This is a genomic window from Streptomyces lucensis JCM 4490 (assembly GCF_014650035.1).
In the GTDB taxonomy this organism is placed as follows: Bacteria; Actinomycetota; Actinomycetes; order Streptomycetales; family Streptomycetaceae; genus Streptomyces; species Streptomyces lucensis.
The window spans coordinates 116,156-128,699 of record NZ_BMUE01000017.1 but is presented as its reverse complement, the minus strand read 5'-3'; the positions used below and the strand labels follow the sequence as shown (position 1 = coordinate 128,699).

The following is a 12,544-nucleotide window of genomic DNA, read 5'->3' as shown; positions in this document are numbered from 1 at the left end:
GGTATGACCACACCGCAGGATCTGTTCCTCGTCGGCCTGGACGTCCCCGGCGACCGTCCCGTCGAGCAGGGTGACCTGTCGCTGGCGCTCGCGGGGGCCGAACTGATCGACCTCCTCGGCGCGCGGGCCCTCGTCCTGGACGGCGAGCGCATCGTCCCGGGGCCGGTGCTGACCACGGGCGACCGGCTGCTGGACGAGGCGGGGGCCGCGCTCGTGCGGCGGGAGCCGTACGAGACGGTCGAGGACTGGCTGTGGCGGCGGGGTGAGGGCCTGGCCACGGCCTACCGCGACGTGCTGGACGCCGAGGGCCTGCTCACCGGGAAGCGGCGCCGCCTGCTGCCGCTGCGCGGCGGGGACGAGACCCGGGCGGACACCCCCGCCCGGCGGCACGCCGCCGACCGCTGGTGGTCCCACGAGCCCGTCCTGGCCGGCCTCGCGGCCACGCTGGGCATCCAGGGCGACCGGCCGGCCGCGGCGGAGCCCGGCGACGAGGCCGTCGTCACCGTGCTGCTGGCGGTCGGCGACGCGGTGACCGAGCTGGCGGCCGTGCGTGAGCGGCGGCGCATCGAGAACGTGGCCTTCGACAACATCTGGCGCGCGCCCTGACTACCGCGTCGGCTGCCCGATGCCCATCAGGTTGCCCTCGCTGTCCCGGAACCAGGCCGCGCGCTCCCCGCGCGCGCCCTTGCTCGGGTAGTTGCCCTCGATCTCGGCGACGCCCTCCCGGGTGCGGAACCCGGGGGCGTCCACGTCCTCGAACACCACCCCGCGCCGCCGCAGGTCCGCCACGACCGAGTCCAGGTCGTCCACCTCGAAGGCCATCTGGGTGAAGGTGCCGGGCGAGGCCCCGGTGGAGCGGAACACGACGAAGTCGGTCCCGCCGCACCGGTACAGCAGCCCGCCGGGGCGTTCGTCGACGGGCTCCAGACCGAGCTTGCCGGCGTAGAAGCGGCGGGCCCGGTCCAGGTCCCGTGCGGGCAGCCGGGGCGTCACGCGGGCCCGCGACAGCCCGTCAGCGGTGTCGGAGGTCATGCCTCCACTGTGCCTACCGCGCCGGTTCCACGCCCGCCCGGAGCAGGCCGTACGTGTAGGCGTCCTCCAGCGCCTGCCAGGAGGCGGCGATGACGTTCTCGGCCACGCCCACCGTGGCCCACTCGCCCGAGCCGTCCGAGGTGGAGATCAGCACCCGGGTGGTGGAGTGGGTGCCGTGCTTGCCCTCCAGGATGCGGACCTTGTAGTCGACCAGCTCCAGCTGGGCGAGCTGCGGGTAGATCTTCTCCAGGCCGACGCGCAGGGCGCGGTCCAGGGCGTTGACCGGGCCGTTGCCCTCCGCGGTGGCGACGATCCGCTCGCTCTTGGCCCACAGCTTGACGGTGGCCTCGTTGGCGTGGGAGCCGTCGGGGCGGTCCTCGACGATGGCCCGCCAGGACTCGACGTCGAAGTACTTCAGGGGCCTGCCCTCGACCTCGGCGCGCAGCAGGAGCTCGAAGGAGGCGTCGGCGGCCTCGTAGGTGTAGCCCTGGAGTTCACGTTCCTTGACGCGCTCCACGACCCGGCCGACCAGCTCGCGGTCGCCGCCCAGGTCGATGCCCAGCTCCTTGCCCTTGAGCTCGACCGAGGCGCGGCCGGCCATGTCGGAGACCAGCATCCGCATGGTGTTGCCGACCAGCTCCGGGTCGATGTGCTGGTACAGGTCCGGGTCGACCTTGATCGCGGAGGCGTGCAGGCCGGCCTTGTGCGCGAACGCGGAGACGCCGACGTAGGGCTGGTGGGTGGAGGGGGTGAGGTTGACGACCTCGGCGATGGCGTGGGAGATGCGCGTCATCTCGCGCAGCCGGCCCTCGGGCAGCACCCGCTTGCCGTACTTCAGCTCCAGGGCCGCCACCACCGGGAACAGGTTGGCGTTGCCGACGCGCTCGCCGTAGCCGTTCGCCGTGCACTGGACGTGGGTCGCGCCGGCGTCGACGGCGGCGAGGGTGTTGGCGACCGCGCAGCCGGTGTCGTCCTGGGCGTGGATGCCGAGCCGGGCGCCGGTGTCGGCGAGGACCGTGGAGACGACCGCGTGGACCTGGGCGGGGAGCATGCCGCCGTTGGTGTCGCACAGGATGACGACGTCGGCGCCGGCCTCGGAGGCGGTGCGGACGACGGCCTTGGCGTACTCGGGGTCGGCGCGGTAGCCGTCGAAGAAGTGCTCGCAGTCGACGAACACCCGGCGGCCCTGCTCGCGCAGGTAGGACACCGTGTCCCGGACCATCTCCAGGTTCTCGTCGAGCGTGGTGCGCAGTGCCAGTTCCACGTGCCGGTCGTGCGACTTGGCCACCAGGGTGATCACCGGGGCGCCGGACTCCAGGAGCGCCCTGACCTGCGGGTCCTCGGCGGCCTTGGCTCCGGCGCGGCGGGTGGCGCCGAAGGCGACCAGCTGGGCGTGCCTGAAGTCGATCTCCGCCTGCGCACGGGAGAAGAACTCGGTGTCGCGCGGGTTCGCACCGGGCCAGCCGCCCTCGATGAAGCCCACGCCGAAGTCGTCCAGGTGCCGTGCGATGGCGAGCTTGTCCGCGACGGTGAGGTTGATGCCCTCGCGCTGCGCACCGTCGCGCAGCGTGGTGTCGAAGACGTGGAACGAGTCGTCGAGCTCGCTGGTTGCCGTCTCGGTCATGGTCTCAAGGCTCCTGTTGTGGTTCATCGGTGTTACCGGAATGACCGGCTCCACCGTCCCCCCATACTCCCTCGCGCTCCGCCACCGGCTGCTGGTGGGCCGGAAAACGAAAAAACCCCTCGCGGGTGCGAGAGGTCTGCGCGCGGGTCGAGGACGACGGTGAGCACCCGCACCTGGTCGTACGAGGTGGTCACTGCGGACCGGCGCGCCTGCTGCCAATAATCATGGCGAACGTGAGCACGGGGGCAGTCTGGCACAAACCCGCCCCCGCCCGACCGGGTGTCTCACGATACGGTCCTCACGCTGGACGCCCGGCCGCGGTGAGGCGCCATGGGGACAGGGGGACGCCATGGAGCCGACCGCACCACTCCCACCCAGGGGCGCGGGGAACCGCGCGACCGGCCACGACGGACCCGCAGCCGCCCGCGAGCGACCCGCCCTACGGCGACGCCGCACCGGCCGCCCCCGGCACGAGCAGCGTCTCGGCGATGAACTCCCCCACGTGCGCGAGCACCTGCCCGCGGTCCGTGCCGCGCAACCCGATCGCCACGTGGATGGAGAACCCGTCCAGCAGCGCACGCACCCTCGTCGCGAACCGGTCCGCGTCCACCTCCCGGAACTCGCCGCGCGAGACGCCCTCGGCGATCAGGGCGACCAGGTCGCGGTGCCAGGCGCCCTCGATGGCGGCCTGCCGGGCGCGCGCGTCGTCGTCGGCGTTCTGCGAGCGGTTCCAGACCTCCAGCCAGAGCGTCCAGTGCGGGTCGCGGTGGCCGTCGGGGACGTACAGGTCGACGTAGGCGGCCAGCCGCTCGCGGGCCGGTGCGTTCCGGGTGAGCAGCCGGCCGCGCTCGGCGCCGAGCCGGCCCTCGCTCCACTCGAGGGTCCGCAGCAGCAGCTCGTCCTTGGAGTGGAAGTAGTAGAGCAGGTGGCCGCTGCTCATGCCGACCTCGCGGCCGAGCGCCGCCATGGTGAGCTTCTCCAGACCACGCTCGGCGATCATGTCCATGGCGACGGCCAGGACCTCCTCGCGGGGCGGCGCGTTCCTCCGCGTCCGTGCCGCACCGGCCATCTGCCGCTCCTGCTTCCTCTGGTCGGGTCCGCCGACTGGTTCCGCTAGCCCCTCGGCTGCTGCTGCGTGATGCAGTGAATGCCTCCGCCGCTGGCGAAGATCGTACGGGCGTCCACCTGCGTCACCTCCCGCTCGGGGAACAGCCGGCGGAAGACACCGGCCGCGACCTCGTCGTTCGGGTCGTCGAAGGCGCACAGCACGACGCCCCCGTTGCACAGGTAGTGGTTGATGTAGGAGTAGTCGACCCAGTCGCCCTCCTCGTCCTTCAGGACGGTGGGGGCGGGCACCTCGACCACCTCCAGCGGCCGGCCCACGGCGTCGGTCCGGCCGCGCAGGATCTCCAGGTGGGTCCGGGAGCGGTCGTGATCCGGGTGGGCCGGGTCCCGCTGGCTGTGCACGAGGACCGTGCCCGGGCGGGCGAAGGCCGCCACGATGTCGACGTGGCCCTGCGTGCCGTACCTGCCGTAGTCGCCGGCCAGCCCGTGCGGGAGCCAGATCGCCTTCCTGGTGCCGAGCCTGGCGTGGATCTCCGTCTCGACCTCCTCGCGGGTCCAGCCGGGATTGCGGCCGGCACCGAGCTGGACGGTGTCCGTGAGCAGGACGGTGCCCTCGCCGTCGACGTGGATCCCGCCGCCCTCGTTGACGAGGGTGCTGCTCAGCACGGGGGCCCCGGCCAGGTCCGCGACCTGGCGGGCGATCTTGGAGTCGTGCTCCCAGCGGGCCCAGTCCTGGCCGCCCCAGCCGTTGAACACCCAGTCCACGGCGGCCGGCCGGCCCTCCTCGTCCAGGACGAAGGTCGGGCCGATGTCGCGCATCCACGCGTCGTCCAGCTGGCGCTCGACCAGTTCGACGTCCGGGCCGAGCAGCTCGCGCGCCGAGTCGCCCTGGCCGGGCCCGTGCACCACCGTCACCGGCTCGAAGCGGCGCACCGCGCGGGCCACGGCCGCCCAGGCGGCGCGGGCCGCGGCCAGCTCCCCGGCGTCGCCGAAAGTCGGGTTGGGGCCCGGCCAGGCCATCCAGGTGCGCTCGTGCGGAGCCCACTCGGGGGGCATGCGGTAGGTCATGAACACAGGTCCTTGGCTCAGAGGAAGTACAGCCGGTTGAGGGAGACGGAGTCGGCGGGCGCCGAGCGCAGCGGGTCGCCGTCGAGGGTGACCAGGCCGGTGCGCCGGTCGACGTCGACCGCGCCGAGCCGGGCGTTCAGCCGCAGGTCGGCGGGGCCGATGCCCCGGGTGCCGCGGACGGCGACCCGGCGGCGCCGGGTCGGCATCGTGTCGTTGCCCTGGTCGGCGGCCGCGCGGGAGACGAAGGCGACCGAGAGATCGGCGGCCGTGGCGCCGTACGCGCCGAACTGCGGCCCCAGTACGAGGGGTTCGCAGGTGTCGGTGGCCGCGTTGGGGTCGCCGACCACGCCGTACGCCGGGAAGCCGGCCTTGAGGACGAGCTGCGGCTTGGCCCCGAAGTACTCGGGGCGCCAGAGCACGATGTCGGCGAGCTTGCCGGCCTCGATGGAGCCGACCTCGCGGGAGAGGCCGTGCGCGATGGCCGGGTTGATGGTCAGTTTGGCGATGTAGCGCAGGACGCGGGCGTTGTCGTCGCCCTCGCCGTCGCCCTCCATCGGGCCCAGCTCGGCCTTCATCTTGCCGGCCATGGCGAAGGTGCGGCGGACCGTCTCGCCGGCGCGGCCCATGCCCTGGGCGTCGGAGGAGGTGATGCCGATCGCCCCCAGGTCGTGCAGCACGTCCTCGGCGCCCATCGTGCCGGCGCGGATGCGGTCGCGGGCCATGGCGGCGTCGCCGGGCAGATCCGGCTTGAGGTCGTGGACGGAGACGATCATGCCGTAGTGCTCGGCGACCGCGTCCCGGCCGAAGGGCAGGGTGGGGTTGGTGGAGGAGCCGATGACGTTCGGGACGCCGGCCATCTTCAGCACGTTGGGCACGTGCCCGCCGCCGCAGCCCTCGATGTGGAAGGCGTGGATGGTCCGGCCCTCCAGGACGCGCAGGGTGTCCTCGACCGACAGGCACTCGTTCAGCCCGTCGCTGTGCAGGGCCACCTGGACGTCGTGCTCCTCGGCGACGCGCAGGGCGGTGTCCAGGGCGCGGGTGTGGGCGCCCATGTCCTCGTGCACCTTGAAACCGCTCGCCCCGCCCTCGGCCAGCGCCTCCACGAGCGGGGCCTCGTGCGAGGACGAACCCCGGCCCAGGAAGCCGATGTTGACCGGCCAGGCGTCGAAGGCGCCGAAGGCGTGGCGCAGCGCCCAGGGCGAGTTGACGCCGACGCCCCACACCGGCCCGAACTCTTGCCCGATGATCGTGGTCACGCCGGAGGCGAGGGATGCCTCCATGATCCGCGGCGACAGCAGGTGGACGTGGGTGTCGACGGCCCCGGCGGTGGCGATCAGTCCCTCGCCGGACACGATGGAGGTGCCGGTGCCGACGACGACGTCGACCCCGTCGAGGGTGTCCGGGTTGCCGGCGCGCCCGATGGCGTGGATGCGGCCCTCCCGGACGCCGATGGAGACCTTCCTGATCCCCTGGACGGCGTCGATCACGAGGACGTTGCTGATCACGACGTCGCAGGTGTCGCGGACGGCGGCGGCCTTCAGGTGCAGTCCGTCGCGGGCCGTCTTGCCGAAGCCGGCCAGGAACTCGTCGCCGTAGCGCTGGGAGTCGGACTCGACGCGGACGGTCAGACCCGAGTCGCCGAGGCGGACGCGGTCGCCGGCCCGGGGACCGTGGGTGGCCGCGTACGCGTGCGGGTCGACGTGGACCGCCCGGCTGACCTCGCGCCCCTTCGAGCGGCTCATCGCCCGTCCCCTTCCGCGGCGGCTCCCAGGTATCCGCAGGCGGAGGCCCTGCGCAGGGCCTCCTCCCGTGCTCCGGGGGCGTCCAGCGGCCCGTCGACCAGCCCGGCGAAACCGATCGCGATCCGCTCGCCGCCGATCGGTACGAGGCCGACCTCCTCGCTCTCCCCCGGCCCGAAGCGGACCGAGGAGCCGGCGGGCACGGCGAGCCGCTTGCCGTAGGCGGCCGAACGGTCGAAGGAGAGGCGGGGATTGGCCTCGAAGAAGTGGAAGTGGGAGGTGACGGAGACCGGCACGGTCGCGGTGTTGGTGACGAGGAGCCGGAGGGCCGGCTCCGGGTCGGCGTGCCGCGCCCCGGGCAGGAGCGCGCCGGGGGCGTCCTCACCGAGGCCGCCGCCGATGGGGTCGGGGACCACCGCGAGCCGGGAGCCGTCGTCGAAGACGGCCTCCACCATGACCTCGGTGACGACGTCGGCGACGCCCGGCAGCACGTCCTCGGGGCCGAGGACGGAGCGGGCCGCCTCGACGGCCTCCGCGAGCCGCCTGCCGTCCCGGGCGGCCTCGCAGACGGTGTCCGCGATCAGCGCGGTCGCCTCCGGCACGTTCAGCCTCAGGCCGCGTGCGCGACGGGCCCGGGCCAGCTCGGCGGCCCCGAAGAGCAGCAGCCGGTCGCGTTCCGTGGGGGTCAGTCTCACGCCGCGGCACCTCCTTGGCTTGAACACGTTAGAGCATCACTCTAAACACGTCCACACTCGAAACGGAAGCCCTGACTCGTATTCCGGTCTCTTCAGATTGAGCATTGCTCTAACCGAGGCGAGAGCCCGGAAAGCGCGAGGGCCGCCGCGGACGATGAGCGTCCGGGGCGGCCCTCAGGGTGAGCGGGGGGCGTCAGCCGATCTTGTGCATCCAGCCGTGCTTGTCCTCGGTCATGCCGCGCTGCAGGCCGAGCAGAGCCTCTCGCAGGCGCACGGTGACCGGGCCGGGCTCGCCGTCGCCGTGGGTCCAGGCGTCCGTCCTGGTCTTGACGTGACCGATGGGCGTGACCACGGCGGCGGTGCCGCAGGCGAAGACCTCGGTGAGGTCGCCCGAGGCGGCGTCCGCGCGCCACTGCTCCAGGGTGATCACACCCTCCTCGGCGGTGTAACCGAGGTCGCGGGCGACCTGGAGGAGGGAGTCGCGGGTGATGCCCTCCAGGATCGAACCGGTGAGGGAGGGGGTGACGATCCGGTCGCCGTAGACGAAGGCGACGTTCATGCTGCCGCTCTCCTCGACCTTGGTGCGGGTCACCGCGTCGAGGTAGACGACCTGGTCGCAGCCGTTGGCGGCGGCCTCGGCCTGCGGAAGGAGGGAGGCCGCGTAGTTGCCGCCGGTCTTGGCGTCGCCGGTGCCGCCCGGGACGGCGCGGACGTGGTCCTCGGAGACCCAGATGGTGACCGGCTTGACGCCGCCCGCGAAGTACGCGCCGGAGGGGGAGGCGATCAGCATGAACAGGTACTCGTTCGCCGGGTGGACACCGAGCGCGGCCTCCGTGGCGAACATGAACGGGCGCAGGTAGAGGGACTCCTCGCCGCCGTGCGGCGGGACCCAGTCGGCGTCCTGGGAGAGCAGCGCGTCCAGCGCGGCGATGAACAGTTCCTCGGGCAGCTCGGCCATGGCCATGCGGCGGGCGGAGTTGCGGAAGCGGCGGGCGTTCGCCTCGGGACGGAACACCGCGATCGAGCCGTCGGGCTGCCGGTACGCCTTCAGGCCCTCGAAGATCTCCTGGCCGTAGTGCAGGACGTGGGTGGAGGGGTCGAGGGAGATCGGGCCGTACGGGACGAGCTGCGCGTCGTGCCAGCCGCGGCCCTCGGTCCACTTGATCGTCACCATGTGGTCGGTGAAGTGGCGGCCGAAGCCGGGGCTGGCCAGGATCGCCTCCCGCTCGGCGGCGGCCAGGGGGTGGGCGGACGGCTTGAGCTCGATCGTGGGCGTCGTCATGAGTGGTTGTCCTTCACCGGTCGTAGAGGCGGGCCGCGCTCACGCCCATACTGCCAGTCGGCAGTCCTAGGACGTCCGAGCTTTCCCTCATACCGCGGCTCCGTGTTCGATTATCGCGCGGGGCCCTCGGCGGGCGGAACGGGGGTGAAAGCGGCCCAGGGGTCGATGGTGGCACCCGGCGGGGACACAAGGAAGCCGCCGGGTGCGGTGACCCGGCGGCTTGTGGGGGTGGAGCGCCGGATCAGCCGGCTACTCGCGCGGCGAGCGCGTCGCCGATCCGCGCGGTGCTGCGGGCGCCGAGCGAGGAGCGCTCGGTCAGGTCGGCGGCGACGGCGGCGTCGATGCGGTCGGCCTCGGCGTCGTAGCCGAGGTGACGCAGCAGCAGGGCGACCGACAGGACCGTGGCGCTGGGGTCGGCCTTGCCCTGTCCGGCGATGTCCGGGGCCGAGCCGTGGACGGGCTCGAACATGGACGGGAACTCGCCGCCGGGGTTGATGTTGCCGGAGGCGGCCACGCCGATGCCGCCGGAGACGGCCGCGGCGAGGTCGGTGATGATGTCACCGAAGAGGTTGTCGGTGACGATGACGTCGAACCGGGCGGGGTCGGTGACCAGATAGATGGTCGCCGCGTCCACGTGGATGTAGTCGGTGGTGACCTCGGGGTACTCCTCGGCCACCTTGTTGAAGACGTTCGTCCACAGGTGCCCGGCGAAGGTCAGCACGTTGTTCTTGTGGACCAGCGTGAGCTTCTTGCGCGGGCGGGCCTGGGCACGGGCGAAGGCGTCGCGGACCACGCGCTCGACCCCGTAGGCCGTGTTCACGGAGACCTCGGTGGCGATCTCGTGCTCGGTGCCCTTGCGGATGGTGCCGCCGTTGCCGGTGTACGGGCCCTCGGTGCCCTCGCGGACGACGACGAAGTCGATCTCCGGCTGGCCGGCCAGCGGGGTGGCCACGCCCGGCAGGAGCTTGGACGGGCGCAGGTTGACGTGGTGGTCGAAGGCGAAGCGGAGCTTGAGCAGGAAGCCGCGCTCCAGGACGCCGGACGGCACCGACGGGTCGCCGATCGCGCCGAGCAGGATGGCGTCGTGCCGCTTCAGGGCGTCGAGGTCGGCGTCGGTGAGGGTCTCACCGGTGGCGTGGTAGCGCCTGGCGCCGAAGTCGTACTCCTTGGTCTCCAGCTTCACATCCTGCGGCAGGACGGCGGAGAGGACCTTCAGACCCTCGGCCACGACCTCCTGGCCGATGCCGTCACCGGGGATCACTGCGAGATTGATGCTGCGAGACATGCCGGGCACCCTACTCCTCGTCCCAGGTGATGACACGCACTGTCCGCCATCCGGACAACGCGTCCGGACCCGGTGCCACCCGGTCGGCTGACGTTCACCCCTGCGTGGTGCGGGCGTTGGCGGCCGGTGGAAGCTTCCCGGACATGGAGACCCCAGACGTCGGCATCCCGCGTCCGCTCGCGGAGCGGATGACCATGGCCGAGCAGTACGAGTACCTGCGCACCCGCGTGGTCCGCCGCCGCGCCCTGGTGACGGCGGGCGCGGTGGCGGGCGGCCTGCTGACCGGCTGCTCCGCCTCCGCCGGCTCCTCCGACGCCAGGCCGGCGGCAGCGGCGGCCCCGAGGGTGCCGGGTTCGGCGGTCCGCCCGTTCGGACGCCATCTGGCCTTCGGGTCCGACCCCCGCACCCGCATGCGGGTCTCGTGGCAGGTGCCGTTCGCGGTGCGGCGGCCGTACCTGCGGGTCGGACTGCGGCCCGACGAGCTGGGTCACCGCGTCGAGGCCGAGGTGCGCGAGCTGCACACGCCGGGGGTGCGGGGGGTGCGGCCGGCGCTGGAGCAGTACTACGTGCACGCGGCCCTGGACGGTCTGACGCCCGGTACGACGTACTACTACGGCGTGGGCCACGACGGCTGGGACCCCGCCGCCCCCGCCCACCGCCCGGCCGTCGCCTCCTTCCGCACGGCGCCCGCGCGCCCGGAGCGGTTCGTGTTCACGGCCTTCGGCGACCAGGGCGTGGGCCGCGCGGCGGACGCCAACGACCATCTGATGCTGCGTCAGAGGCCCGCCTTCCACCTGCACGCCGGCGACATCTGCTACGCGGACGTCAGCGGCACCGGCCACACGACGGACGGCTACGACCCCGCCTTCTGGGACCTGTTCCTGCGGCAGAACGAGCCGGTCGCCCGGTCCGTGCCCTGGATGGTGACGACCGGCAACCACGACATGGAGGCCTGGTACTCGCCGGACGGCTACGGCGGCCAGCTGGCCCGGTTCTCCCTGCCCGGCAACGGCTTCGACCCGCACGGCACACCGGGGGCGTACACGTTCACCTACGGCAACGTCGGCTTCGTGGCGCTGGACGCCAACGACGTGTCGTACGAGATCCCCGTCAACCGCGGTAACAGCGACGGCCGGCAGACGGCCTGGCTGGACCGGACGCTGGGCCGGCTGCGCGCGGCCGACGGCGTGGACTTCGTGGTCGTCTTCTTCCACCACTGCGCCTACTCGACCTCGCAGCACGCCTCCGACGGCGGGGTGCGCGCCCAGTGGCTGCCGCTGTTCGCGAAGCACCAGGTGGACCTGGTGATCAACGGGCACAACCACGTGTACGAGCGCACGGACGCGATCAGGAGCGGCAGGGTGGGCCGGGCGGTGCCGGTCGGCGGCGCCACCGACCCCACGCGGGACGGAATCGTCTACGTCACCGCGGGCGGCGGCGGCCGTGACCTGTACGCCTTCCCCTCCGGTGTCAAGGACAGCTACGAGGGGCACGTCACCCGGCACGAGGCGGTCGAGACCTTCCACTGGACGGAGGGCAAGGACCGCGCGCCGGAGACGGCGGAGTGGTCGCGGGTCAGGTACACCGGCTTCTCGCTCCTCACGGTGGAGGCGCGGGCGGGCACCTCACCGCGGCTCGCGGTGTCGGCGCTGGCGCAGGATGGGCGGCGGATCGACCACTTCGAGGTGCGGCGCGGCGGGTGAGGCCGCACCGCACCCCCGGGTGCGGCTCCCGGCTCGGTGGTGCGCGGCGGCGTCGCTCAGTGGCCGGTCTCGCCGCCGTTGTCCCGGCGGTCGAGGGCGCGCTGGAGGGCGGCGGCGGCGTTCTGGCGGTCGGACTCGCTCGTGCGGGTCACGTGGCGGACGCGGCGGCGGACGGTCGTCTCGGCCATGGAAATCGACTCCTTCGGGCAAACGTGGAGTACGTCGGGGGAGGGTTGCGAGACGCCGGAAGGGGCGGGGAGCGGGGGCCGCAGGGGTTGCCTGCACGGGGCCCGGCTCACGACCGCCATTCGCCGGATCTGGCGAGACGTTCGGCTCCTACAAAACTAAGGGAGCCGGCCCTGTCTGTCTGCACAATTACTCGGACTTCCTACTATCTGAGACGGCGACCCCGATCACACCGCCCTGAGCTGGCACTTCGTGCATCCGGGGGACTCAGGTGACGTCCCCGTCCCGCCAGTCCAGGACGAGGTCCCCGGTGGGGTCGAGGGTCCCGGCGAGCGCGGGCCGCACATACACGTACCCCTCCTCCTCGGGAAGCCGCACGATCCCGTCCGGCGAGAGGGCGTGCAGCCGCCCCGCCCACCGCTGCCAGCCGCGGGCGGTGTACAGCAGGGCGCCCTCGTCGCTCGCGGCCAGCGCGCCGAGGTCGTAGGCCCGGTCGATCAGCCGCTCCAGCTCCGCCATCACCCGCCCGCCGAGCCCGGTGCGCCGCACGTCGGCCCGTACGGCGACGGCTTCGACGTAACCGGCGCGCAGCCAGCGCCCGCGGTGACGCACGCGGCGCATCACGGCGGACCCGTGGGCGGCGAGTCCGGCGCCGTCGTACAGGAGCACGTGCATGCCCCCGAGCCCGTGGTCCCAGTCCTCGTCGGAGAAGTCACCGTCGAAGGCGTCGTCCAACAGGGCGCGCACGGTGCGGAGTTCGGCGGGGTCCAGCTCGGCGGTATGGGCGAGGCGGGCGCGGATGGTCATGCCGCCAGTATCGCATCTAACCTTTCAAAACGCCTTGACTGGTTAGGCATGGGCGTGC

The 12,544-nt window shown here is 72.7% G+C and carries 12 protein-coding genes; 2 read left to right on the top strand and 10 right to left on the bottom strand.

Annotated features, from left to right (window positions below; translation table 11 throughout):
* The first annotated feature begins 3 nt into the window (after nucleotides 1–3).
* The gene (locus IE177_RS29695) at nucleotides 4–606 is read left to right on the top strand and encodes a GOLPH3/VPS74 family protein (RefSeq protein ID WP_190018563.1); all 603 of its coding nucleotides are present in this window, start codon (nucleotides 4–6) and stop codon (nucleotides 604–606) included.
* Here IE177_RS29695 and IE177_RS29690 read toward each other — a convergent pair whose 3' ends face one another.
* The 8 genes from IE177_RS29690 to IE177_RS29655 form a co-directional block, all read right to left on the bottom strand.
* Nucleotides 607–1,032: a VOC family protein gene (locus IE177_RS29690; protein ID WP_190018562.1), complete on the bottom strand. Its 426-nt coding sequence runs from the start codon at nucleotides 1,030–1,032 to the stop codon at nucleotides 607–609.
* Between the two features lie 13 nt (nucleotides 1,033–1,045).
* Complete coding sequence (gene cimA / locus IE177_RS29685; RefSeq protein WP_190018561.1) at nucleotides 1,046–2,656, bottom strand: citramalate synthase; 1,611 nt, start codon at nucleotides 2,654–2,656, stop codon at nucleotides 1,046–1,048.
* Between the two features lie 439 nt (nucleotides 2,657–3,095).
* Complete coding sequence (locus tag IE177_RS29680; RefSeq protein ID WP_190018560.1) at nucleotides 3,096–3,725, bottom strand: TetR/AcrR family transcriptional regulator; 630 nt, start codon at nucleotides 3,723–3,725, stop codon at nucleotides 3,096–3,098.
* Between the two features lie 44 nt (nucleotides 3,726–3,769).
* Complete coding sequence (locus IE177_RS29675; RefSeq protein WP_190018559.1) at nucleotides 3,770–4,789, bottom strand: agmatine deiminase family protein; 1,020 nt, start codon at nucleotides 4,787–4,789, stop codon at nucleotides 3,770–3,772.
* A 17-nt stretch (nucleotides 4,790–4,806) separates the two neighbouring features.
* The gene (locus IE177_RS29670; protein WP_190018558.1) at nucleotides 4,807–6,531 is read right to left on the bottom strand and encodes an urease subunit alpha; all 1,725 of its coding nucleotides are present in this window, start codon (nucleotides 6,529–6,531) and stop codon (nucleotides 4,807–4,809) included.
* A complete protein-coding gene (gene ureA / locus IE177_RS29665; RefSeq protein ID WP_190018557.1) occupies nucleotides 6,528–7,223 on the bottom strand; it encodes an urease subunit gamma in 696 nt (231 codons plus the stop codon). The genes IE177_RS29670 and ureA overlap by 4 nt, the downstream gene beginning before the upstream one ends.
* A 193-nt stretch (nucleotides 7,224–7,416) precedes the next feature.
* Nucleotides 7,417–8,505 carry a branched-chain amino acid aminotransferase gene (locus IE177_RS29660; protein WP_190018556.1) on the bottom strand — a complete coding sequence of 363 codons (1,089 nt, stop codon included), beginning with the start codon at nucleotides 8,503–8,505 and terminating at the stop codon, nucleotides 7,417–7,419.
* Nucleotides 8,506–8,746: 241 nt separating this feature from the next.
* A complete protein-coding gene (locus IE177_RS29655) occupies nucleotides 8,747–9,790 on the bottom strand; it encodes a 3-isopropylmalate dehydrogenase (protein WP_190018555.1) in 1,044 nt (347 codons plus the stop codon).
* Between the two features lie 143 nt (nucleotides 9,791–9,933).
* On the opposite strand from IE177_RS29655, the gene IE177_RS29650 reads away from it, so the two are divergent.
* A complete protein-coding gene (locus tag IE177_RS29650; protein WP_190018554.1) occupies nucleotides 9,934–11,493 on the top strand; it encodes a purple acid phosphatase family protein in 1,560 nt (519 codons plus the stop codon).
* Between the two features lie 56 nt (nucleotides 11,494–11,549).
* Here the strand turns inward: IE177_RS29650 and IE177_RS35515 are convergent, their stop codons facing one another.
* Nucleotides 11,550–11,681 carry a hypothetical protein gene (locus tag IE177_RS35515; protein ID WP_268253189.1) on the bottom strand — a complete coding sequence of 44 codons (132 nt, stop codon included), beginning with the start codon at nucleotides 11,679–11,681 and terminating at the stop codon, nucleotides 11,550–11,552.
* Between the two features lie 265 nt (nucleotides 11,682–11,946).
* The gene (locus IE177_RS29645) at nucleotides 11,947–12,486 is read right to left on the bottom strand and encodes a GNAT family N-acetyltransferase (RefSeq protein ID WP_190018553.1); all 540 of its coding nucleotides are present in this window, start codon (nucleotides 12,484–12,486) and stop codon (nucleotides 11,947–11,949) included.
* Nucleotides 12,487–12,544 lie beyond the last annotated feature (58 nt).